Origin of the sequence: Modicisalibacter luteus DSM 23508, assembly GCF_000378505.1 — a bacterium.
GTDB classification, from domain to species: Bacteria; Pseudomonadota; Gammaproteobacteria; order Pseudomonadales; family Halomonadaceae; genus Modicisalibacter; species Modicisalibacter luteus.
The window spans coordinates 82568-104382 of the sequence record NZ_KB899996.1 but is presented as its reverse complement, the minus strand read 5'-3'; the positions used below and the strand labels follow the sequence as shown (position 1 = coordinate 104382).

The 21815-nt window shown below is 62.0% G+C and carries 22 protein-coding genes; 15 read left to right on the top strand and 7 right to left on the bottom strand.

Translation table 11 applies throughout. The features are described from left to right. The first annotated feature begins 5 nt into the window (after positions 1-5). The 3 genes from abc-f (at position 6) to chaB (ending at position 2500) form a co-directional block, all read left to right on the top strand. A complete protein-coding gene (gene abc-f, locus F568_RS0112880) occupies positions 6-1922 on the top strand; it encodes a ribosomal protection-like ABC-F family protein (RefSeq protein WP_019019148.1) in 1917 nt (638 codons plus the stop codon). Between the two features lie 12 nt (positions 1923-1934). Continuing rightward, positions 1935-2201: an outer membrane protein assembly factor BamE domain-containing protein gene (gene bamE / locus F568_RS0112875; protein ID WP_019019147.1), complete on the top strand. Its 267-nt coding sequence runs from the start codon at positions 1935-1937 to the stop codon at positions 2199-2201. A gap of 65 nt (positions 2202-2266) precedes the next feature. Next, positions 2267-2500, top strand: a complete 234-nt coding sequence (gene chaB, locus F568_RS0112870; RefSeq protein WP_019019146.1) for a putative cation transport regulator ChaB — start codon at positions 2267-2269, stop codon at positions 2498-2500. Between the two features lie 74 nt (positions 2501-2574). Here the strand turns inward: chaB and F568_RS0112865 are convergent, their stop codons facing one another. The 5 genes from F568_RS0112865 to F568_RS0112845 all read right to left on the bottom strand — a co-directional run bounded on the left by F568_RS0112865 (position 2575) and on the right by F568_RS0112845 (position 6531). Beyond that, a complete protein-coding gene (locus tag F568_RS0112865; RefSeq protein ID WP_019019145.1) occupies positions 2575-3003 on the bottom strand; it encodes a hypothetical protein in 429 nt (142 codons plus the stop codon). A gap of 300 nt (positions 3004-3303) precedes the next feature. Next, positions 3304-4083: an SDR family NAD(P)-dependent oxidoreductase gene (locus F568_RS0112860; RefSeq protein ID WP_019019144.1), complete on the bottom strand. Its 780-nt coding sequence runs from the start codon at positions 4081-4083 to the stop codon at positions 3304-3306. A gap of 23 nt (positions 4084-4106) precedes the next feature. Beyond that, positions 4107-4544 carry a D-aminoacyl-tRNA deacylase gene (gene dtd / locus F568_RS0112855; protein WP_019019143.1) on the bottom strand — a complete coding sequence of 146 codons (438 nt, stop codon included), beginning with the start codon at positions 4542-4544 and terminating at the stop codon, positions 4107-4109. 60 nt (positions 4545-4604) lie between these two features. Beyond that, positions 4605-5879 (bottom strand): TRAP transporter large permease, encoded by a 1275-nt coding sequence (locus F568_RS0112850; protein WP_019019142.1) that lies wholly within the window; start codon positions 5877-5879, stop codon positions 4605-4607. Positions 5880-5916: 37 nt separating this feature from the next. After that, positions 5917-6531, bottom strand: a complete 615-nt coding sequence (locus tag F568_RS0112845) for a TRAP transporter small permease (protein ID WP_083933040.1) — start codon at positions 6529-6531, stop codon at positions 5917-5919. 140 nt (positions 6532-6671) lie between these two features. Between F568_RS0112845 and F568_RS0112840 the strand changes: the two genes are divergently transcribed. Further along, complete coding sequence (locus F568_RS0112840) at positions 6672-7697, top strand: TRAP transporter substrate-binding protein (protein WP_019019140.1); 1026 nt, start codon at positions 6672-6674, stop codon at positions 7695-7697. A gap of 97 nt (positions 7698-7794) precedes the next feature. Here the strand turns inward: F568_RS0112840 and F568_RS0112835 are convergent, their stop codons facing one another. Continuing rightward, a complete protein-coding gene (locus F568_RS0112835) occupies positions 7795-8640 on the bottom strand; it encodes a universal stress protein (RefSeq protein ID WP_019019139.1) in 846 nt (281 codons plus the stop codon). Between the two features lie 128 nt (positions 8641-8768). After that, positions 8769-9581 carry a bifunctional hydroxymethylpyrimidine kinase/phosphomethylpyrimidine kinase gene (gene thiD / locus F568_RS0112830; protein WP_019019138.1) on the bottom strand — a complete coding sequence of 271 codons (813 nt, stop codon included), beginning with the start codon at positions 9579-9581 and terminating at the stop codon, positions 8769-8771. 202 nt (positions 9582-9783) lie between these two features. Between thiD and F568_RS0112825 the strand changes: the two genes are divergently transcribed. The 11 genes from F568_RS0112825 to nuoL all read left to right on the top strand — a co-directional run bounded on the left by F568_RS0112825 (position 9784) and on the right by nuoL (position 21808). Next, a complete protein-coding gene (locus F568_RS0112825) occupies positions 9784-10197 on the top strand; it encodes an NADH-quinone oxidoreductase subunit A (RefSeq protein ID WP_019019137.1) in 414 nt (137 codons plus the stop codon). Positions 10198-10265: 68 nt separating this feature from the next. Next, positions 10266-10946 carry a NuoB/complex I 20 kDa subunit family protein gene (locus F568_RS0112820; protein WP_019019136.1) on the top strand — a complete coding sequence of 227 codons (681 nt, stop codon included), beginning with the start codon at positions 10266-10268 and terminating at the stop codon, positions 10944-10946. A gap of 37 nt (positions 10947-10983) precedes the next feature. Next, a complete protein-coding gene (nuoC, locus tag F568_RS0112815) occupies positions 10984-12765 on the top strand; it encodes an NADH-quinone oxidoreductase subunit C/D (RefSeq protein WP_019019135.1) in 1782 nt (593 codons plus the stop codon). A 2-nt stretch (positions 12766-12767) separates the two neighbouring features. Further along, positions 12768-13286 (top strand): NADH-quinone oxidoreductase subunit NuoE, encoded by a 519-nt coding sequence (nuoE, locus tag F568_RS0112810; protein WP_019019134.1) that lies wholly within the window; start codon positions 12768-12770, stop codon positions 13284-13286. Beyond that, positions 13283-14653, top strand: a complete 1371-nt coding sequence (nuoF, locus tag F568_RS0112805) for an NADH-quinone oxidoreductase subunit NuoF (protein WP_019019133.1) — start codon at positions 13283-13285, stop codon at positions 14651-14653. The genes nuoE and nuoF overlap by 4 nt, the downstream gene beginning before the upstream one ends. A gap of 28 nt (positions 14654-14681) precedes the next feature. Beyond that, positions 14682-17471 (top strand): NADH-quinone oxidoreductase subunit NuoG, encoded by a 2790-nt coding sequence (nuoG, locus tag F568_RS22875; RefSeq protein ID WP_019019132.1) that lies wholly within the window; start codon positions 14682-14684, stop codon positions 17469-17471. Then, positions 17468-18448, top strand: coding sequence for an NADH-quinone oxidoreductase subunit NuoH (nuoH, locus tag F568_RS0112795; protein ID WP_019019131.1), 981 nt, complete (start codon positions 17468-17470; stop codon positions 18446-18448). The genes nuoG and nuoH overlap by 4 nt, the downstream gene beginning before the upstream one ends. A 25-nt stretch (positions 18449-18473) precedes the next feature. Then, on the top strand, positions 18474-19013 hold the full coding sequence (gene nuoI / locus F568_RS0112790; RefSeq protein ID WP_019019130.1) for an NADH-quinone oxidoreductase subunit NuoI: 540 nt from the start codon (positions 18474-18476) through the stop codon (positions 19011-19013). A gap of 82 nt (positions 19014-19095) precedes the next feature. Next, positions 19096-19635: an NADH-quinone oxidoreductase subunit J gene (gene nuoJ, locus F568_RS0112785; RefSeq protein ID WP_019019129.1), complete on the top strand. Its 540-nt coding sequence runs from the start codon at positions 19096-19098 to the stop codon at positions 19633-19635. After that, positions 19632-19940, top strand: a complete 309-nt coding sequence (nuoK, locus tag F568_RS0112780; RefSeq protein ID WP_019019128.1) for an NADH-quinone oxidoreductase subunit NuoK — start codon at positions 19632-19634, stop codon at positions 19938-19940. The genes nuoJ and nuoK overlap by 4 nt, the downstream gene beginning before the upstream one ends. A gap of 11 nt (positions 19941-19951) precedes the next feature. Further along, positions 19952-21808, top strand: a complete 1857-nt coding sequence (nuoL, locus tag F568_RS0112775) for an NADH-quinone oxidoreductase subunit L (RefSeq protein ID WP_019019127.1) — start codon at positions 19952-19954, stop codon at positions 21806-21808. Positions 21809-21815: the final 7 nt, after the last annotated feature.

The following is a 21815-nucleotide window of genomic DNA, read 5'->3' as shown; positions in this document are numbered from 1 at the left end:
TCGGCATGATCGCACTGCGCCAACTGGCCCTGCAACGCGGCACCCAGCCCCTCTTCGAGGAGGCCGAGCTGACCCTGCATCACGGCCACAAGGCCGGTATCGTCGGCCCCAACGGAGCCGGCAAGTCGAGTCTGTTCAAGCTGTTGCTCGGTGAACTGACCCCCGACCAAGGTCAGATCGAGCTTTCCGGTGGCCAGCGTATCGCTCACATGGCCCAGGAAATCGAGGCGCTGGATCGCTCGATTCTCGATTACGTCCTGGATGGCGATGTCGAGTTGCGTCGCACCGAGCTCGCGTTGGAAGAGGCCCGGCAGCACAATGACGCTCATCGAGAGGCCGAATTGCATGGCGAGCTCGAAGCATTGGATGGCTACAGTGCGCCGGCACGGGCCGCTCAGTTGCTGGTCGGACTGGGCTTCAGCCAGCCCCAGCTCGACCAGCCGCTATCGGCTTTTTCGGGGGGCTGGCGCATGCGCGTCAATCTGGCGCGCACGCTGTTCATGCCGTCCGACCTGTTGCTGCTCGACGAGCCCACCAACCACCTCGATCTCGACGCCCTGTTGTGGCTCGAACAGTGGCTCATTCGCTACCCCGGCACGCTGCTGCTGATTTCCCACGACCGCGATTTCCTCGATGCCGTATGCGACCACATCGTGCATTTCGACCGGCGTCGCCTGGTACTCTATCGCGGCAATTATTCCACCTATGAGCGGACCCGTGCCGAGAAACTCGCGCAACAGCAGGCCGAGGCTACCAAGCAGCAGGCCCGTCGTGAGGAAATCGAACGCTTCGTAGCACGCTTCCGCGCCAAGGCGACCAAGGCACGCCAGGCCCAGAGCCGCCTCAAGATGCTCGAGCGCATGGAAACCATTGCTGTCGCACATGTGGATTCACCGTTCCACTTCACGCTGCCATCCTCCGACAAGACCTCACATCCGTTGCTCGTTCTCGACCAGGCCACGCTGGGCTATGACAAACCGTTGCTGAACGATGTGAAGCTGACCCTCCTGCCTGGCCAGCGTATAGGGCTGCTGGGTCCCAACGGGGCGGGTAAGTCGACGCTGATCAAATCGTTGACAGGCGAGTTGCCAGTGCTTGGCGGCAAGCGCGTGGCCGGTGAACACCTGGCGATCGGCTACTTCGCCCAGCATCAGCTCGAAGGGCTCGATCTGTCGTCGACCCCTTTTATCCATGTGCAGCGCCTGTCACCCAAGGCCAGCGAGCAGGAGATCCGCAATTTTCTGGGTGGATTCGGCTTCAAGGGTGACGATGCCTTCGGCGAGGTCGGGCGTTTCTCGGGCGGCGAGAAGGCACGTCTGGCCCTGGCCCTGGTTGCCTGGCAAAAGCCCAACCTGTTGCTGCTCGACGAGCCCACCAACCACCTCGACCTGGAGATGCGCGAGGCACTGACCGAAGCCTTGGCCGGCTTCGAGGGTACGGTAATCATCGTTTCTCACGACCGTCACCTGCTGCGAGCAACGGTCGACGAGTTCTGGCGGGTGGCCGACGGCACGGTCGCGCCTTTCGATGGCGATCTGGAAGACTATCGTGCCTGGCTCAAGGCGCGCCTGGAGAGCGAGCGCCGTGAGGCACGCACGGACAAGACTGCCGAGAATACGCCGGCTCTGGATCGTAAGGCGGCCCGTCGCGCGGCAGCTGAGTTGCGCGAAAAGCTACGCCCGCTCAAGCGTGAGCGAGACAAGGCTGAGCGTGACATGACCCAGGTGAGCGACGAGCTGGTTGCGGTAGAGGAGCAACTGGGCGATGCCGAGCTTTACACCGACGCATCGCGCAAGGACGAGTTGACTACGTTGCTGGCCCGTCAGGGTGAGCTCAAGACCAGACTGGCCGCCCTCGAGCAGACCTGGCTCGATGCCGAAGAGGCGTTGGAGCAGCTCGAGGCCGAGCTTACCGCTGACTGACGAGGACAAGCAATGACGCAAAAGGTGTGGGTGGCGACGATCATGGTCGCTGTGCTCGGGCTGGTTGGCTGTGAGGATGCTCGCCTGACGCTGGACAGTTACGAGCAGCTCCAGGCAGGCATGACCCGGGCGCAGGTCGAGGATATTCTCGGCGAGCCCAGTGAATGCTCGGGTGCGGTAATGATCGACAATTGCCTGTGGGGTGATGAGTCTCGCTTCATACAGGCGCAGTTCGTCGGTGGCAAGGCCATGGCTTATCAGTATCAAGGGCTGAAGTAGGCGGGCGGGGTACGCATCCAGCACCTAGACTGCGTCAGAGCCAAGGTGAGAACTGGAGAGGCCTCATGCCTTACGATAAACGCAGCGACCTGCCTGACAATGTGCGTAATGTGTTGCCACCTCATGCCCAGGATATCTACCAGGAAGCCTTCAACAGCGCCTGGGACGAATACAAGGACCCTGAGGAACGACGTGGCAACGCCTCGCGGGAAGAGACTGCCCACCGTGTCGCCTGGGCGGCAGTGAAGAGCAAGTACGACAAGGGCCAGGACGGCAACTGGCATCCCAAGCAGGAATGATGCGGGCCATGAGCCCTAAGCAGACAGGCTGCCGATGGGCAGCCTGTCTGCTTAATGCCGTATGACTGGCCGGATCAATGCCGGTGACGCATGAAGGGCACTGGGCGTGCCCGCAAGGCAATCCCGGTTTCCCGCAACACGTTGCCGCAATCCTTGAACAGACGGAGCATGTAGGTCGACATGCGAAGGAAAGCATCCCCGGTCGGAAACGAGTTATCGCCATGCTTCATGAAGTAATTCAAGGTGGCCAGCAGGTCGAGTTCATCACGTGATACACAAGGTGATTTGGGGCCGAGCAGTTCGAACTCGCCTCGACTGTCCAGAGCATTCTTGATCAGCTGGACGAAGGGTGAGCTGTCGTCCGGATGAATGCCGAGGCGTTCCAGGACAGGCTCCACATCGGCCAATTGGGAATCCGCTTGCTTGATGGCCCTGAGGGCGCGTAAAAGTTCCTGCTCGGATTTCGAGCATTGAGCCTTGAGAAATAGAACATTGCCTTTCATCGCTAATGCCCTCCCTTGATCGGTGGTATGGCGCCGCAGCGCAGCATCCGGTGGCCAGTACCTCCGATGCCGTTCAACGTGCTAAGCAAGTGAACTTGTTCCACTATCTATTCTTTTAGTAAACAAGATTAACCATGGTTGAATTATGGGCGTACAACAGAAGGATTCCCACTGCCTCTTGATGAGAAATGACTATGACCGCCATTGTTACTCACGATAGGTGTCGACTCGATTGCCAACAGGATACAAAGCTGCCGATCCGGCAGCTTTTGCATGGTGGGACTACTCAGCCTGGCGGGGTTAGTCGGCGTAGATCATCTTGCGTGTCATGCCGCCATCGATGACGAACTCCTGGCCAGTGATAAAGCCGGCCTCGTCGCCCGCCAGAAAGGCCACGGCAGCGGCGACGTCATCGGGCTCCCCGACCCGGCCGGCGGGGTGCTGTTCACGATCGATGGGCCGATGTTCCGGTGTGCTGCGCTGACTGCTTTTCTGCCAAGGGCCGGTCTCGATCCAGCCCGGACAGATGGCGTTGACGCGCACCTCGGGTCCCAGGCTGATCGCCAGGGCGTGGGTCATTGCCAACAAGCCGCCCTTGGCGGCAGCGTAGGCTTCGCAGTGTGGTTCCGACTGCAGGGCCCGCGTCGAGGCCATGTTGACGATACTGCCTCGGCGAGTTCGCAGGCCGGGGATCGCCGCCCGCGTGCACAGGAAGGCGCCGGTCAGATGACTATCCTGCCAGCGCCGCCAGTCGGCCAGCGACAGCTGCTCCAACGGCCCGGTCTCGGGATCGGCAATACCGGCATTGTTGACCAGCAGATCAATCCCCGGGGGCTGGTTGGCCGCGCCCTGCCAGTCGTGCAAGCGGGTGATGGCTGCGTCCACCTCGGCCTCGTGGCGGTTGTCGGCTACTAACGGCAGTAGAGGGGAGGAGGGATGGGCGGCGTCCAGTTCAGCCAACGCCTCTCCATCACGGTCCAGGGCGGCGACACGCCAGCCGCGAGCCAGCAGGTATTCGACGATGCCGCGGCCGATGCCCTGGGCACCTCCGGTAATCACTGCGAGTCTCGAACTGGCCATGGGGTATCCTCCGGGTTGGTTGTTCAGGTTTCCAGCAAGAACGTAACGGGGCCGTCGTTGAGCAGGCTCACCTGCATGTCGGCACCGAACTCACCACTGGCGACGTTTGGCCATGCGTCACGTGCGCGTGTCAGCAGGTAGTTGAACAGGTGCTCGCCTTCGGCCGGCGGCGCGGCGCTGGAAAAACTCGGTCTCAGCCCCTTGCGGGTATCTGCCGCCAGGGTGAACTGCGAAACCAGCAACAGGCCACCGCCTATCTGCTGCAGGTCGAGGTTCATCTTCCCAGCATCGTCGCCGAACACCCGATAGTGCAGCAGCTTGTGCAGCAGCTTGTCGGCGCGCGCCTCATCATCACCTTTCTCCACGCCGATCAGGGCCAGCAGCCCCTGATCGATGGCCCCCACTGTACGGCCGTCGACATCCACACGGGCATGGCTGACGCGCTGTATCAATGCTCTCATTATTGCTCCAGAAAAACCCTCGCCCGTAGACGAGGGTAGCACGCGGATAAACGCATCGGCTCAGTTGGCCAGGTTGGGCAGGAACAGGGAGATCTGCGGAAACGCAATGATCAGGGCGGTCGCCAGCAGCAACAGGGCGATGAACGGTGGGGTTCCCTTGATGATATCCAGATAGGGCTTTCGGAACACCGCCACGGCCGTGAAGATGTCGCAGCCGAAGGGTGGCGTGGCCGAGCCGATCGCTGCCTGTAATGTGACGAGCACCCCGACATGTACCGGGTCGAGGCCGGCAGTTTCTATTGCCGGGGCGAACACCGGTGACAGGATCAGGATCACCACGATCGGGTCCACGAACATGCAACCGACGAAGAAGGCGGCGGCAATTACCACCAGTAGTGCATAGGGATGCTCAGAGAGGAACGGGATATAACCGCCAAGGACGGCGTCGGGAATCTTGGCGAAAGAAATGATCCACGAGAAGGCAGCGCCCGCGGCGACCAGTATGAATACCACGGCAGTGATCAGGCCGGTGCTGAAGGCCACCTTGGGAAGATCGCTGAACGAGACGCCACGGTAGATGACCATCTCCAATAGCAGGGCATAGAGCACCGATACGGTAGCCGCCTCGGTGGGCGAGAACATGCCTGAATAGATCCCGCCGATGATGATCACCGGAAATCCCGCCGGCAGGCTGGCGCGCTTGACGGCATGCCAGCGCTCGGCCCAGCTCTTGCGGGGTAACGGTTCGATGCCCAGCTTGTTGGATTTCCAGATGCAGTACACCGAGAACAGCGCCAGGATCAGCAGCCCCGGCAGGATGCCGGCGATGAACAGGTCGCCCACCGAGGTGCCGGTAGCCACGCCGTAGATGATCATGCCAATCGAGGGTGGAATCAGTAGCGCAATGTCCGAGGCATTGATGATCAGGGCGATGGTGAACTTGTCGCTATAGCCGGCATCCAGCAGACGCGGGCGGAGTGGACGGCCCATGGCAACCACGGTGGCCTGGGTCGAGCCGGATACGGCGCCGAACATGGTGCAGCCCATCGCGGTGGTCACCGGCAACCCGCCCTTCCAATGGCCGACGAAGCTCTCGATGACGTCGAGCATCCGCTGTGCGGTACTGCCCTTGAGCATGATATCTGCCGCCAGGATGAACATCGGTACGGCAGTCAGCACTACCGGCTGCAACCCGCCGATCATTTGCTGGATGGCGAGTTCGGGCTTGAGAAAGCTGAAACCGCTCAACAGAATGGCGAAGGCGCCGGCAAGCAGCGGAACCAGCATGGGTAGCCCCAGCAGCAGCAGGCCAACCATCATTAGCACAATCCACATGGGCTAGAATCCTCGTGTTCTTCTTGGTTCCCTGGTGTTACAGGTTGGTTTCGCTGAGATCGCCGCTCTCGGCATCGATTTCGGGCATCTTCCATGACATCCAGGCGCCACGGCTCAGCAGGTTGCGCATGATTGCCATGAGGAATTGCACGGCGCCGAGGCCCAGGCCGATGGGTACGATGGAATAGAGCAAGTCCAGCGGCCAGCGTAGCGACGGGGTGACACGTCCGGAGGCGGATAGGCTAACCACGTACTTGTAGGCCAGCCAGGCCAGCCAGGCCAGCAACGCACAGGTGATGATCTGTCCTGCGACCAGTAGCCACTTGCGGAAGGTTTCGCCAACCATGTCGAGCAGGGCGGTCACCCGGATATGGCGGCCGGCCCGGGCACCGTAGCTGATGCCCAGAAAGGTCAGCCAGATCTGAAGGATCTGCATGATCTCTTCGGTAAAGGGCAGGCTGTAGTTGAAGAGGTTGCGACCAATTACATTGGAAAAGCTGGCAACGGCCATGCCGATGACACAGCCAGCGATTAGCCAGCGCTCCACCACGGCCATGACACTGTCTGCCTTGTCGAGTCCGTGAGCCACACTTAACAGTCCCCGCGGTAAATGGCTTAGCGATTGCTCTCGTTCTTCTTCTGGTGTGGCCATGAGCGGTCCTTTGTTCGAAAGAATGAAAGTGCACTCTGCATTAATTGACTATTATCATAATGATAAATAATGGAGCTTTGGCAAAGCCTCGACCAATCTGTTATGTATGTATCACACCACCTCGAAAAAGGGATAACAACATGTTTAAGAAAGCAGGCCTGATTGCCGCGATTGCCACTGCTGGAGCCATGTCTACTAGCGTAGCTCAAGCGGAAACCTGGCGTTTTGCTCTTGAAGAAGTGGATGGCAGCGTACAGGACGCGTACGCAGAAGAATTCAAGAAGCGTATCGAGGAAAAATCCAACGGCGACATAACGGTCGAGATTTATCCCTACGGAACGTTGGGTACATCTTCGCAGCTGACCGAGCTGGTCCAGCAGGACGCCATTCAGCTCGCCTTCGCCTCACCTGGTCACTTGGCCTCGGTGATTCCCGAGACTGGCGTATTCACCCTGCATTTCCTGTTCTCGGATGACAACGAGGTCAACGAGCAGGTTCTGGGTAGCTCCAAGGCCATTGATATGCTTCAGGAGGCCTACCATGAACAGAACCTTGAGCTGCTGGGCGTAATTCCCGAAGGCTGGATGGTGTGGACGGCCGATCGCCAGATCCAGACGCCGGAGGACATGGAAGGCTTCAAGATCCGCACCATGACCTCACCGATTCTGGTCGAGTCTTACCGTGCCTACGGCGCCAACCCGACGCCGATGCCATACTCCGAGGTCTATTCGGGGCTGCAGCTCGAGCAGATCGACGGTCAAGTGAATCCGATCTTCGCCATCGAGGAAATGAGCTTCTACGAAGTTCAGGATTACATGATCCAGGCCAAGCAGGCGCAGTTCATTACTACGCTGGTAGCGGCCCAGGATTTTTACAGCAACTTGCCTGAAGAGCAGCGGCAGATGGTCGATGAAGTTACCGACAACATGCGCAGCTATATCTTCGAAAAGCAGGCTCAGTTCAACGAGGAGCGCCTGAATACCATTAAAGAAAATAGTGATATTCAGGTTTCCACACTGACCGATGAACAGCGCAATGCATTCCGTGAAAAGAGCATGTCGGTACGCGATACGTTCATCGAGCAGGCGGGTGATCGTGGTAAGCAGATCCTCGAAACACTGCAGCAGGACATCGAGGCAGCTGAAAAGCAGAAGAGCGGCAGCTAAGCTGGCCGTCTTGCCCTTGATGCAAAAGACCCGGCCTTTGCCGGGTCTTTTCAATAGGTACTAAGGCAGGATCAGAACAGGCCTTGACGCCTCGTCGCTACCAGGCGCGACATACCATCATGTCGCAGTGCGGTTCGGCGAGCAGGCGCTCGGTCAGATGGCCGTCGCGTCCCAGACGCATCTGGCTGCTGAGCGCCAGCAGGTCGGGTGGCTGGCGGCGCAAGCGGTTGAGCAGTACCTCGCCGGGGTCGCCCTGCTCCAGTTCCAGCTCGAGCTCGGGCACGTCACCGAGTTCGTTCATCATCCTGTCGATTTCGCCCTGAAGCTGCTGACGTAGCCGCTCCACCTCATGATCGCGCCACTGCGCGTAGCCGCTATTTGAGCCGAACTCCGCCTCGCCCGGGACATTCCAGGTATGCAACAGGGTCAGGCGGGCATCGGGGAAGCGCAGCAAGGTCTGTCGCAGGGTGTGTCGACAGCCCAGGGAGAAATCCACTGGCACCAGTATATCCTGCCACTCCTGGCTGGCGGCGTGGCTGATGAGGTAGACAGGGCAGGGCGCACCACGCATGACCCGCGCCAGGGTCGTGCCGCCCACCAGCTCCGGCTGGCCACGCTTGCGATGCGCGCCTAGCACGATGGCGCTGGCCTGACGTTCATGCGCCTCGCGAACGATTTCCACATAAGGCGATCCGGCCACGGTCTGGATCAACGTGGGCGGTGCTGGCAAGGCGTAATCCTCGCGCAGTTCGGTCATCAGGCGTTCCATTTCCTCGACGACGGCAGTCTCGAGATCACGCAGGGCCTGACGGGGCAGGTGTGGGTCGAGGACATGCAAGACATCCAACTGAGCACCATTTTCCACGGCCAAGCTTATGGCACGGGCGAATGCCGCGCGGTTTTCGGCGGACAGGTCGCAGGCAAACAGCAATGTCTGTGGCATGGCGGCTCCCTCCGGGTCGTTGAAGGTCGGTCATGTCCGGGGTATTCACCGGCCACCTTGGCTGCCGGATACCGTAGCCTCAGCATGGTCAGCCTCTGGCGGTCCTGCAAGTGATGCGATTCGGCAAGTTACCACCACGCATGGAAGTGATGCACCGGTCCCCGGCCGCGGCCGACATCAAGGCGTCCGCTTTCATGCAGTGCTTGGCTTAGCCACACCTTGGCACGTTGCACGGCGCTGACCAGCGACTCCTCGTGGGCCAGGCAGGCGGTAATTGCCGATGAAAGCGAACAGCCTGTGCCATGCAGGTTATCGGTGGCAATGCGCTCGGCTTCCAGCCAACTGCTGACGCCGGCGGACGCCAGCAGGTCGGGGCAGCGCTCGCCCTGCAGATGACCACCCTTGAGCAGCACGTGGGGAGCACCCAGAGCCAGTAGGCCCGGCACCATGGTCTCCATGGCATCGGCATCCAGAACACGGGGCGCATCCAGCAGAACGGCGGCTTCCGGCAGGTTGGGGGTGATCAGGTCAGCCAGAGGCACCAGGACGTCGCGCACCGCACGGATACCGGCCTCATCGACCAGCACGTCGCCGCTCTTGGCAACCATTACCGGATCGAGCACGACCCATCGCGGCCGCTGTTGGCTTAGCGCCTCGCGGATCACTTCCGCCACCTCCAGGCTGGCCACCATGCCGATCTTGACCGCATCGATGCGTACATCGGCGAGCAGCGTCTCGAGCTGAGCGGCAATAAAGTCGGCAGGGACCGGGTGCACTCCTGTCACACCTTGCGTGTTCTGGGCGGTCAGGGCCGTAATCACACTGGTGCCATAGGTACCGAGCGCCGAGAACGTCTTGAGGTCGGCCTGAATGCCGGCGCCGCCAGAAGGATCGGACCCGGCAATGGTCAGTACGTTGGGAATGCGGGAAGGTGTGGTCATCTTGAGCGGTCTTATGGGCTTGCGGAAATCGTATAGCCTAGATGATTTTGGCATGTCACGACTACGTTACCAGCCTCTGACAAATCTCTAATGATCTCCTACGCTTAAGCCAGATGAACGAAAACAGGGCGGTTCAGAGAAACTGCCTATGCCGTGAGACGGCCAGCCATGGCCGATCGGGCGTGGCTTGATGGGGAGAAGTATGGAGCAGAATGCTGCAGCGCTGATCGCCCAGTACTGGGCCGTGGGGCTCTTCGTGGTAGCCGTGTTCGGTCTGTGTGCCTTCATGATCGGTGCCGCCAGCTTGTTGGGCGGACGCAGCCGTGGCCGCAGCAAGTCCTTGCCGTTCGAATCCGGCATTATTGGTACCGGTAGCGCGCGTCAGCGCTTTTCCATCAAGTTCTACCTGGTCGCGATGCTCTTCGTGATCTTCGATATCGAGGCCGTATTCCTGTTCGCCTGGGCCGTCTCCGTACGTGAGGTCGGCTGGGCCGGGTTCTGGGGGGCGGCGGTATTCATCGCTATCCTGCTGGCCGGGCTGGTCTATGACAGCCGGGTCGGGGCGCTGGACTGGGCGCCGACGGCGCGCCGCAAGCGTCAGGATGGCGAGGCCTGACATCGTGACCCACACGCCAGAACCTGTTTTTTCCGATCGTTTTATCGCTTTGTCATGGGAGGAGTCGCATGGCGTATACCCTGACGCGTGCCGATGACGTGATAGCGGCGGACAACGCCCGCTATCCACTGGGCGAACGCCAGCGTGTAGAAGACCCGCTCGACCAGCAGGTCCATCGCAGTGTGTTCACCGGCAAGCTGGAGGAGGTGCTCCACTCGGCGGTCAACTGGGGGCGCAAGAACTCCTTGTGGCCTTACAACTTCGGCCTGTCGTGCTGCTACGTGGAGATGACCACGGCGTTTACCGCACCCCATGACATTGCCCGTTTCGGCTCCGAAGTCATTCGCGCTTCACCTCGCCAGGCGGATTTCATGGTTATCGCCGGGACCTGCTTCATCAAGATGGCGCCGGTCATACAGCAGCTTTATGACCAGATGCTCGAGCCCAAGTGGGTGATCTCGATGGGCTCGTGCGCCAACTCAGGCGGCATGTACGACATCTATTCCGTAGTTCAGGGGGTCGACAAGTTCCTGCCGGTGGATGTCTATGTGCCGGGCTGCCCACCGCGCCCCGAGGCGTTCCTGCAGGGGTTACAGCTGTTGCAGGACTCCATCCAGGAGGAACGGCGTCCGCTGTCGTGGGTGGTTGGCGATCAAGGCGTCTATCGTGCCGAGATGCCTTCCCAGCGCGAGAAGTCGCGGGCCCAGCGCATCCAGACCACCGAGTTGCGTACACCAGACAGCATCTAACGCATTGTACGATTGAGCAGGGAGAGCTGCCCGAGACATGAACGTCGCCACCCCTCATGACACGACCGCGAACGAAGCGCAGGCCGATCCGGTCGTCGTTGCCCTGATGCAGCGCTTCGGCGAGCACGCCTTCGTCGAGCAGGCCACCCTGATCGGCATGCCGGTGTTGTGGGTCGCTCGCGAGGCGCTGGTCGAGATGCTCTCCTTCCTGCGCGGCATGCCCGAGCCGTTCGAGATGCTGTTCGACCTCTCCGCCAACGACGAACGTCTGCGCGGGAACCGGCAGGGGCTGCCGGATTCGGATTTTACGGTGTTCTACCAGTTGCTGTCGGTTTCGCGGAATCGCGACATCATGCTCAAGGTGGCCCTTGCCGAGTCCGACCTGGAAATGCCCAGCATCGTCTCGCTTTATCCCAATGCCAATTGGTACGAACGTGAGGTATGGGACATGTTCGGAGTGGTCTTCCATGGCCACCCGCACCTCACCCGGATTCTGATGCCGCCGACCTGGATCGGCCATCCGCTGCGCAAGGACCACTCTGCGCGAGCCACCGAGTTCGACCCTTATACGCTGACTGTGGAGGGGCAGGACAAGGAGCAGGCGGCGCTCAAGTTCGACCCCGAGGCCTGGGGCATGCGCCGCGGGAACGAGAACAGTGAATTCATGTTCCTCAATCTCGGGCCCAATCATCCCTCTGCCCATGGGGCGTTCCGCATCGTGCTGCAACTCGAGGGCGAGGAGATCGTCGACTGCGTACCCGACATCGGTTATCACCATCGCGGTGCCGAGAAGATGGGCGAACGTCAGTCCTGGCACAGCTACATTCCTTACACCGACCGCGTCGACTACACCGGCGGGGTGATGAACAACCTGCCTTACATCCTGGCGGTAGAGAAGCTTGCCGGGATCACCGTCACCGACCGCGCCCGCACCATCCGCGTAATGATGGCCGAGCTGTTCCGCATCAGCAGTCACCTGCTGTTCCTCGGCACCTACCTGCAGGATCTGGGTGCCATGTCGCCGGTGTTCTACAGCTTCTCCGACCGTCAGAAATCCTATGAAGTGATCGAGGCGATCACCGGCTTTCGCATGCACCCGGCGTGGTTTCGTATCGGCGGTGTGGCTCAGGACCTGCCCAAGGGGTGGGATCGCCTGATGCAGGGCTTCGTCGACTGGATGCCCAAGCGGTTGCATGAATACGAACGGGCAATGATGGAGAACTCCATCGTCCGTGAGCGTACCCGTAATGTGGCTGCCTACTCCACGCAGGAGGCGCTGGAATGGGGCGTCACTGGCCCGAACCTGCGCGCCACCGGGTGCAATTACGACCTGCGCAAGAAGCGCCCCTACTCGGGCTACGAGAATTTCGACTTCGAGGTGCCGCTGGGGGGCAACGGCGATGCCTTCGATCGTGGCCAGGTGCGTATCGAGGAGATGCGCCAGAGTCTGCGCATCATCCAGCAGTGCATCGACCACATGCCGGCCGGTGACTACAAGGCCGATCATCCACTGACCACGCCGCCACCGCGCGACAAGATGTTGCAGCACATCGAGACGCTGATCACCCATTTCCTGCAGGTATCGTGGGGGCCGGTGCTCAAGCCCAACGAGTCTCAGCAGATGATTGAAGCCACCAAGGGCATCAATAGCTATTACTTGACCAGTGACGGCAACACCATGAGCTATCGCACGCGTATCCGTACGCCGAGTTTTCCGCATCTGCAGCAGATTCCGGCGGTGATGCGCGGTGGCTTCGTGCCGGATCTGATCGCACATCTGGGTAGTATCGATTTCGTCATGGCCGACGTGGACCGCTGAACATGAATTCGACCGCCGCTTCCCGTACCGACGCTCGCATCGCCACCGATGCCTTCATCCTGCACGACGAGGACCGCCGTGCCATCGTGCATGAACTCGGCCATTACGAGCAGCCGCAGGCGGCCTGCATCGAGGCACTAAAGATCGTCCAGCGTCGCCACGGTTGGGTCCCCGACGGGGCGATCCCGGCAATTGCCGAGGTGCTGGGCGTCGGCGCGGCCGATGTCGAGGGAGTGGCCACCTTCTATAGCCTGATCTTCCGTCAGCCGGTGGGGCGCCATGTGATCCTGGTCTGCGATAGCAGTTCGTGCTTTCTCACCGACTACGAGTCGCTGTATGCCTCCCTCTCTGAGACGCTCGGCATTTGCTTCGGCCAGACCACACCGGACGGTCGCTTCACACTGCTGCCGGTGTGCTGCCTGGGCGCCTGCGATCGCGGTCCGGCGCTGATGATCGACGACGATACCTATGGCCCCGTCAATCCGGACGACGTGGCCGAGCTGCTGGAGGCCTATGCATGACGGCAAGTCGCTCTTCGCTTCGTTATCGCTGTCAGTTACGCCAGCCGGCCACCGAGCGGCGTGCCGAGACGCACCCGCTGACCTGGCGGCTGCACGACGACAACCGCCTGATCGGGCTCGACGAGTATCTCGACAAAGATGGTTACGTTGCCGTGCGCGAGGTGCTCGGCAAGCAGTCGCCCGATGAGGTGATCGAACAGGTCAAGGAGGCCAACGTACGTGGCCGCGGCGGCGCCGGTTTCTCGGCCGGCATGAAGTGGAGCCTGACCATGAAGGGCGAAGGCATCCCGCGCGGCTATCTGGTGTGCAACGCCGATGAGATGGAGCCGGGCACCTTCAAGGACCGCCTGTTGCTCGAACAGCAGCCGCACCTGCTTATCGAAGGCATGATTCTCGGCGGTTACGCCAATAACTCGCGCTACGGCTACATTTTCCTGCGTGGGGAGTATGTCGAAGCTGCACGCGCCTTGAGCCGGGCGCTGGAGGAAGCCCGCGCCGCCGGCTGGCTGGGTAACGATATCGCCGGCAGCGGCTTCGATTTCGATATCGCCCTGCACACCGGCGCCGGGCGTTATATCTGCGGCGAAGAGACGGCGCTGATCAGTTCGCTGGAAGGCAGTCGCGCCAATCCGCGCGCCAAACCGCCGTTTCCCGGTCAGTCCGGGGCCTGGGGCAAGCCCACCGTGGTCAACAACGTCGAGACGCTATGCAACGTGCCGGCCATCCTGCGCCATGGCGTCGAATGGTACCAAGGCTTGTCCGGTGGGCGCAGCGACGACGGCGGCACCAAGCTCTATGGCGTGTCGGGACGGGTCAACACTCCCGGCCTCTGGGAGTTGCCGATTGGCACCACTGGCCAGGAGCTGATCGATCTGGCCGGAGGCATACGTGATGGCAAGGCACTAAAGACTTGGCTGCCGGGCGGCGGCAGCACGGGGTTCCTGCTGCCTGAGCACCTCGAGCTGGCGCTCGATTTCGATACCGTCGGCCAGTACGGCAGCCGCATGGGTACCGGACTGCTGACCGTGGTTACCGAGGAGCAGAGCGTGGTATCGCTGCTGCGCAATCTGGAGCAATTCTTCTCCCGCGAGTCGTGTGGCTGGTGCACGCCGTGCCGCGACGGCCTGCCGTGGGTGGTCAAGATCCTTCAGTCGATCGAGCGCGGCGAGGGTGAGCAGGGCGATATCGAGCTACTCGAGGATCTTGCCGTCAAGCTGGGGCCAGGCAAGACATTCTGTGCCCATGCGCCCGGCGCGGCGATGCCGTTGCAATCGGGGCTCAAGCATTTCCGGGACGAGTTCGAGCGCGGCATCTCGCATCGGCCACGGGCCGCCCACGAGGATCCAATACCGGTGGGGGAAGTATGACGCTGGCAGGCGCAGGGGAGACGCAGTAATGGCGACGATTCATGTGGATGGCAAGGCCTATGAGGTCGATGGCTCGGACAACCTGCTCCAGGCCTGCCTGTCGCTGGGGCTCGATATTCCTTACTTCTGCTGGCATCCGGCCATGGGCAGCGTGGGCGCCTGCCGCCAGTGCGCGGTCAAGCAATACAAGGACGCCGACGACACCAAGGGCATGCTGGTAATGTCGTGCATGGCGCCGGCCAAGGACGGCACTTATATCTCTATCGATGACGACGAAGCTCGTGACTTCCGAGAGAGCGTCATCGAGTGGCTGATGATCAATCATCCCCACGATTGCCCGGTATGCGAGGAGGGCGGCCATTGCCACCTGCAGGACATGACCGTGATGACGGGCCATGACCGGCGTCGCTACCGCTTTCGCAAGCGTACCCACCGCAACCAGTATCTCGGCCCGTTCATCGCCCACGAGATGAACCGCTGTATCACCTGCTATCGCTGCGTGCGTTTCTATCGAGACTATGCCGGCGGCGGCGATCTCGGTGCCTTTGGCGCTCACGACAACATCTATTTCGGACGCCACCAGGAAGGCGTGCTGGAAAGCGAGTTTGCCGGCAACCTGACCGAGGTGTGTCCTACCGGTGTGTTCACTGATCAGACCCACTCCGAGCGCTATACGCGAAAGTGGGACTTGCAGTTCGCTCCCAGTATCTGCCACCAGTGTTCGGTGGGCTGCAACATCAGTCCCGGCGAGCGTTACGGCGACATCCGGCGCATCGAGAATCGCTACCATGGCGAGGTCAATCGCTTCTTCCTGTGTGATCGTGGCCGTTTCGGCTACGGTTACGTCAACCGCAGCGATCGGCCTCGGCGCCCTGAATGGCGTGACGAGAACGGGCATGAGCCGGTCCCGCTCGAGGTCGATGCGGCACTCGAGCGTGCCGCCGATCAGTTACGTACCGCTCAGCGCGTGATCGGCATCGGTTCGCCACGCGCCAGCCTGGAAAGCAACCACCAACTGCGCGAGCTGGTCGGTGAAGGCAATTTTTCGACTGGCATTGCGGCTAACGAGCTGGCCTGCCTGGACGCCATGAATCGCCTCAATCGTGAGAGTGGTGTAGCCACCCCGACGCTGCGCGAGGTGGAGTCGCACGACGCGGTGCTGGTGTTGGGCGAGGACCTGATCCAGAGCGCCGCACGCCTGGGACTGGCGGTGCGCCAGGCGGTGCTGGGGCGCCGCGATGCGCTCGCCGAGCAGCGCGGCATTCCTGACTGGAATGCCGAGGCAGTCAAGACGCTGGGCCAGGATTCGTTCTATCCGCTGTTCAGCGCCTATCCCACGACGACCGGGCTTGATGCCATCGGCGAGGCAACCTGGACGCTGGCGCCGGATGACATCGCCCGGCTCGGTTTTGCCGTCGCTCATGCCATCGACGATACGGCGCCGGTTGTCGAAGGCCTCGACCCGGCCATGCGTGACGAGGCCGGGCGCATCGCAACCGCGTTACTTGCTGCCAAACGGCCATTGATTGTCAGTGGTGGCTCGCTGGGCTCGAAGGCCATCATCGAGGCCGCCGGCAGCGTGGCCCGGGCTCTTGCCCGGCGCACCAGGCAGGCTGGTCTGACACTGGTGCGCCGCGAGGCCAACAGTACCGGCGTTTCGTTGCTCGGCGGCGAATCGCTGGAATGGGCACTGCACGAACTCGAGGAGGAGCATGCCGATGCGGTCATCATCCTCGAAAACGACCTTTATCAGCGCTTGCCACGAGGCAGCATCGAGTCCGCCCTGGACGCAGCCGATACCGTCATCGTGCTCGACCATCAGCGCACGGCGACCTGGGAACATGCCCACCTCGGGCTACCGGCGGCGACGTTCGCCGAAGGCGACGGCACGCTGGTCAGTCTCGAGGGGCGCGCGCAACGCTTCTTCCAGGTCTTCGACCCTCGTTACATCCGTCCCGAGACGCGCATTCACGAGAGCTGGCGCTGGCTGCATGTTCTAAAGTCGGGGCTTGAGGGACGCAGCGGCGCAGAGGTCACCCTCGACGAGGTGACCCGTTCGTGTGCCGATCGCCACCCGGCACTGGCCGGCATCGTCAAGGCCTCTCCACATGCCGACTACCGGGTCGAGGGGCTCAAGCTGGCCCGCGAGCCCCACCGCTACAGTGGTCGCACGGCGATGCGCGCCAACCTGGACGTCAACGAGCCGCGGGCATCGCAGGATCCCGACTCGCCGTTCAACTTCTCGATGGAGGGCTATAGCGGCTTCCACCGTCCACGCCAGGAAGTGGCCTTCGCCTGGGCGCCGGGCTGGAACTCACCGCAGGCCTGGAACAAGTTCACCGATGAGGTCGGTGGTCACTTGCGCGCCGGTGACCCCGGGGTGCGCCTGCTGGAGCCTCAGCCCGGTGACTACTCCTACGCGGACGAGATTCCTCCCGGCTTTACGCGACGTGAGAATGCCTGGCAGGTGATCGTCCTGCCGCGGCTGTTCGGAGGTGAGGAGACGTCGCTGCGTGCCGCGCCGATCGAAGCACGTGCAGCGGCACCGGCCATCATGCTGGCCGCAGAGGACGCACAGCGACTGGGGCTTGCCGAGGGTGAGCGTGTTTCCCTCGAGACCGAGACGGGGCGAGTGATACTGCCACTCCACTCCTCCGAGGGCTTTCCGGCCGGCCTGGTTGGCCTGCCGGCAGGTGTCTCGGCGGACATGGTCACGGGCGCGTGGGGCCGGTTGTGTGCTGCAGGCGCAGATGATGCCGGCGATGGGGCCGATGTCAGCCCGTCATCCCGCGCCGATCACGAGGAGGATCGCCCATGAGCTGGTGGACGCCGACAGTCGAGGCCGCATTCATCGCCATGTTGCAGGCACTGGTCATCCTCCTCGGGGCAGTGCTGCTGGGCGCGGTTATGACTGTGGTCGAGCGCCGGTTGCTGGGGCTGTGGCAGGACCGCTATGGTCCCAACCGCGTTGGCCCGTTCGGTTCGCTGCAGCTGGTCGCCGACATGCTCAAGATCTTCTTCAAGGAGGACTGGATACCGCCGTTCGCCGATCGCACGCTGTTCGTGCTGGCGCCGGCCATTGCCATGGCCTCGCTGTTGCTATCGTTCATGATCATTCCCATCACCCCCGGCTGGGGGGTGGCGGATCTGCACATCGGGCTACTGTTCTTCCTGGCCATGGCCGGCATCAACGTTTATGCGGTGCTGTTCGGCGGCTGGTCTAGCGGCAATAAGTACGCCCTGATCGGCGCCATGCGCGCCTCCGCACAGACATTGTCCTACGAAGTCTTCATGGGCCTGGCATTGATGGGGGTGGTGGCCATGGCCGGCAGCTTCAACATGCGCGAAATCGTCGATGCCCAGGAAGGGATCTGGTTCGTCATCCCGCAATTTTTCGGTTTTTGCACCTTCCTGCTTGCAGGCGTGGCCGTGACTCACCGAGCGCCTTTCGACCAGCCCGAGGCCGAACAGGAACTGGCCGATGGTTATCACGTCGAGTACTCGAGCATGAAGTTCGGCATGTTCTTCATTGGTGAATACGTCGGCATGGTGCTGGTCTCGGCGCTGATCGTCACGCTGTTCTTCGGTGGTTGGCATGGGCCGCTGCTGCCGCCCATCGTGTGGTTTGCGCTCAAGACAGGATTCTTTCTGGTGTTGTTCGTCCTGCTGCGTGCCGCGCTGCCCAGGCCGCGCTATGACCGGGTGATGAGCTTCGGCTGGAAGGTCTGTCTGCCGCTGACGCTGGTCAACTTGTTGGTGACGGGAGCGGTGATTCTGCTCGTCTCCCCGCAATGACATGTTCGAACGTAAGGAGTCACGTATGTTCATGTGGCTGATCAAGGGCACCTGGTCGCAGCTACGTACACTGGGCATGGTCTTCATGCACAGCTTCCGCAAGCGCGAGACACATAACTACCCCGACGAGCCGGTGCCGCTACCGCCACGCTATCGCGGGCGCATCGTACTGACCCGCGACCCCGACGGCGAAGAGCGCTGCGTGGCCTGCAACCTCTGCGCCGTTGCCTGTCCGGTGGCCTGCATCTCGCTGCAGAAGGGCGAGAAGGACGATGGCCGCTGGTATCCCGAGTTCTTCCGCATCAACTTCTCGCGCTGCATCTTCTGTGGCATGTGCGAGGAGGCCTGCCCGACCTCGGCGATCCAGTTGACGCCTGACTTCGAGATGAGCGAGTACCGTCGTCAGGAGCTGGTCTACGAAAAGGAGGACCTGCTGATCAACGGGCCCGGCAAGGATCACGACTACCACTTCTACAAGGTGGCCGGGCTGGCGATCGCCGGTAAGGACAAGGGGCGGGCGCAGAATGAAGAAGCGCCGATCGACGTCAAGACCCTGCTCCCATGAATGAAGCCTGCGCGGGCTCGGCGTCCCGGCAACCGCTGTTGCGCGGCAGGTGATCGTTAGCAGGTTGGCAAGGGGATAGGGAATGGAATTCGCTTTTTACTTGAGTGGCCTGGTAGCAGTGCTGGCAACCCTGGGGGTAATCATCAGCCCCAATCCGGTGCATGCGCTGCTGTATCTCATTGTCTCGTTGATCGCCGTGGCGATGGTGTTCTTCTCTCTGGGCGCGCCATTTGCCGGGGCGTTGGAGATCATCGTCTATGCCGGGGCGATCATGGTGCTGTTCGTGTTCGTGGTGATGATGCTCAACCTCGGCGAAGCTGCGGTCGAACAGGAAAAGGCCTGGCTGAGCCCCGGGACCTGGCGGGGGCCGGCGGTGCTGGCCGCGGTGCTGCTGGTGACGCTGGTCGTCACGTTGTGGCAGGGCGACATCGGCATGGTGATCGCCGGTGAGACGCTGACCGCCAAGGCAGTTGGGGTAACGTTGTTTGGCCCGTGGCTGCTGATTGTGGAACTGGGGGCGATGCTGCTGCTGGCGGCGCTGGTCACAGCGTCCCATGTGGGGCGGCTGGCGGCGCCACGTCAAGCGTCAGGGCGGGATTCGAGCGGAAAGGAGGGGGCATGAGCGGCATTCCAATGGAACATGGCTTGATCCTGGCGTCGATCCTCTTTGCGCTGGGGCTGGTGGGGCTGATGGTCCGCCGCAACATGGTGTTCGTGCTGATGAGCCTGGAAATCATGCTCAATGCGGCGGGGCTGGCCTTCATCGTCGCCGGCACGGCCTGGGGTCAGCCCGAGGGGCAGGCGATGTTCCTGCTGGTGATCACCCTGGCGGCAGCCGAAGCCAGTGTGGGCCTGGCACTCCTGATCCAGCTTTATCACCGCTTCAAGACCCTGGATACCGATGCCGCCAGCCGGATGCAAGGATGATGGAGTCGCCGATGTCGCTGTTTCTGCCCTTGACCTTTCTGTTGCCCCTGGCAGGCACATTGATCCTGTCGTTGTCCCGCGGCCGGCTGGGGCGAGCCGACAGCGCCTGGGTCGGCGTATCGAGCGTCGGGTTGGCCGCCGTGGTCACGGCACTGCTGACCTGGACCTTCCTGGCCTCGCCGGGCACCTATGAAGTCACGCTATGGACTTGGATCTCGGTCGGCGATTTCCAGCCCACTATCGGCCTGGCGCTGGATGGCCTGTCGCTGACCATGCTTGGCATCATCACCGGCGTAGGTTTCCTGATTCACCTGTTCGCGGCCTGGTACATGCACGGCGAGAGTGGCATCACGCGCTTCTATGCCTACATGAACCTGTTCGTGTTCAGCATGGTCCTGCTGGTGCTGGGCGACAATCTGCTGTTGCTGTTCCTCGGCTGGGAGGGGGTCGGCCTGTGCAGTTATCTGTTGATCGGCTACTACTACCAGACCGCGGCCAACGGCTGGGCCGCCTTCAAGGCGTTCATCGTCACGCGTATCGGCGACGTGTTCCTGGCTATCGGCCTGTTCCTGCTATTTCGTGAGCTGGGTACGCTGGATATCTCCGAGCTGCTCCAGCGTGCTCCGCAGGTGTGGGCCGAAGGCGATGCCACGGTGGAGTTGGCGGCCCTGCTGCTGCTGGGTGGGGCCCTGGGCAAGTCGGCCCAGTTGCCGCTGCATACCTGGCTGGCCGATGCCATGGCTGGCCCCACGCCGGTCTCCGCACTGATCCATGCGGCAACCATGGTCACGGCGGGGGTTTACCTGATCGCCCGGCTGCATGGTGTGTTCCTGCTGGCGCCGGATGTGCTTTACCTGACCGGAGTGATCGGTGCGCTGACCCTGCTTCTGGCCGGCTTTGCCGCTCTGGCACAGACCGACATCAAGCGTGTACTGGCCTACTCGACCATGAGCCAGATCGGCTACATGTTTCTGGCGCTGGGCGCAGGCGCTTTCGATGCCGCCATCTTCCACCTGATGACGCATGCCTTCTTCAAGGCGCTGCTGTTCCTCTCCGCCGGGGCAGTGATCGTCAGCTGCCATCACGAGCAGGACATGCGCCGCCTGGGCGGACTGTGGCGGCGACTGCCGCTGGCCTACGCCGGGTTCGTGGTCGGCGGGGCAGCGCTGGCGGCACTACCGCTGGTTACTGCCGGCTTCTACAGCAAGGACGAGATTCTCTTCCAGACACTGCTGGCCGGCCAAGGCGGGTTACTGCTGGCAGGGCTGATCGGGGCCTTCCTGACCTCGATCTATACGCTGCGCCTGATCATCAACACCTTCCATGGCGAGATGAAGAGCGACAATGCCCGGCATGCCGAGCCTGGCCGCGGCCTGGTGCATGGCGTGCCGCTGGTGGTTCTGGCGATCCTCTCGACATTTCTGGGTGCCTGGATTACTCCGCCGCTTGAGGGCGTGTTGCTGGCGGCGGAAGAGACCGGGCATGGCGCATTGCACACCACGCTCGAGATCGTTGCGGCCGGGGTTGCCCTGGCGGGTATCGCACTCGGGGCGTGGCTGTTCCTGTATCGGCGGGCGTGGCTGCGTGAGCAGGTCGCCCAAGGCTGGGGCGCACGGCTGCGCACGCTGTGGTACACCGCCTGGGGGCTCGATGCCTTCTTCGACCGCACCTTGGTGCGTCCGTACCAGGGCCTGGTGGGTTGGCTGCGCAGTGACCCCATCGACCGAACCGGCAGCCGAGTCGCCTGGCTGGCTGGGGTAATGCACCGGGGGCTATCGAGAACACAGACCGGGCGGCTGCGCTGGTATGCCACCTCGATGGTGATCGGTGCGACCGTGGTACTGCTGATATTGACGCTGGGGGCGTAGCGTCGGC

Bases quoted from the DNA above. Each gene is read 5' to 3' on its own strand.
- abc-f (WP_019019148.1), top strand. From the start codon at position 6: ATGATCGCACTGCGCCAACTGGCCCTGCAACGCGGCACCCAGCCCCTC.
- bamE (WP_019019147.1), top strand. From the start codon at position 1,935: ATGACGCAAAAGGTGTGGGTGGCGACGATCATGGTCGCTGTGCTCGGG.
- chaB (WP_019019146.1), top strand. From the start codon at position 2,267: ATGCCTTACGATAAACGCAGCGACCTGCCTGACAATGTGCGTAATGTG.
- F568_RS0112865 (WP_019019145.1), bottom strand. From the start codon at position 3,003: ATGAAAGGCAATGTTCTATTTCTCAAGGCTCAATGCTCGAAATCCGAG.
- F568_RS0112860 (WP_019019144.1), bottom strand. From the start codon at position 4,083: ATGGCCAGTTCGAGACTCGCAGTGATTACCGGAGGTGCCCAGGGCATC.
- dtd (WP_019019143.1), bottom strand. From the start codon at position 4,544: ATGAGAGCATTGATACAGCGCGTCAGCCATGCCCGTGTGGATGTCGAC.
- F568_RS0112850 (WP_019019142.1), bottom strand. From the start codon at position 5,879: ATGTGGATTGTGCTAATGATGGTTGGCCTGCTGCTGCTGGGGCTACCC.
- F568_RS0112845 (WP_083933040.1), bottom strand. From the start codon at position 6,531: ATGGCCACACCAGAAGAAGAACGAGAGCAATCGCTAAGCCATTTACCG.
- F568_RS0112840 (WP_019019140.1), top strand. From the start codon at position 6,672: ATGTTTAAGAAAGCAGGCCTGATTGCCGCGATTGCCACTGCTGGAGCC.
- F568_RS0112835 (WP_019019139.1), bottom strand. From the start codon at position 8,640: ATGCCACAGACATTGCTGTTTGCCTGCGACCTGTCCGCCGAAAACCGC.
- thiD (WP_019019138.1), bottom strand. From the start codon at position 9,581: ATGACCACACCTTCCCGCATTCCCAACGTACTGACCATTGCCGGGTCC.
- F568_RS0112825 (WP_019019137.1), top strand. From the start codon at position 9,784: ATGGAGCAGAATGCTGCAGCGCTGATCGCCCAGTACTGGGCCGTGGGG.
- F568_RS0112820 (WP_019019136.1), top strand. From the start codon at position 10,266: ATGGCGTATACCCTGACGCGTGCCGATGACGTGATAGCGGCGGACAAC.
- nuoC (WP_019019135.1), top strand. From the start codon at position 10,984: ATGAACGTCGCCACCCCTCATGACACGACCGCGAACGAAGCGCAGGCC.
- nuoE (WP_019019134.1), top strand. From the start codon at position 12,768: ATGAATTCGACCGCCGCTTCCCGTACCGACGCTCGCATCGCCACCGAT.
- nuoF (WP_019019133.1), top strand. From the start codon at position 13,283: ATGACGGCAAGTCGCTCTTCGCTTCGTTATCGCTGTCAGTTACGCCAG.
- nuoG (WP_019019132.1), top strand. From the start codon at position 14,682: ATGGCGACGATTCATGTGGATGGCAAGGCCTATGAGGTCGATGGCTCG.
- nuoH (WP_019019131.1), top strand. From the start codon at position 17,468: ATGAGCTGGTGGACGCCGACAGTCGAGGCCGCATTCATCGCCATGTTG.
- nuoI (WP_019019130.1), top strand. From the start codon at position 18,474: ATGTTCATGTGGCTGATCAAGGGCACCTGGTCGCAGCTACGTACACTG.
- nuoJ (WP_019019129.1), top strand. From the start codon at position 19,096: ATGGAATTCGCTTTTTACTTGAGTGGCCTGGTAGCAGTGCTGGCAACC.
- nuoK (WP_019019128.1), top strand. From the start codon at position 19,632: ATGAGCGGCATTCCAATGGAACATGGCTTGATCCTGGCGTCGATCCTC.
- nuoL (WP_019019127.1), top strand. From the start codon at position 19,952: ATGTCGCTGTTTCTGCCCTTGACCTTTCTGTTGCCCCTGGCAGGCACA.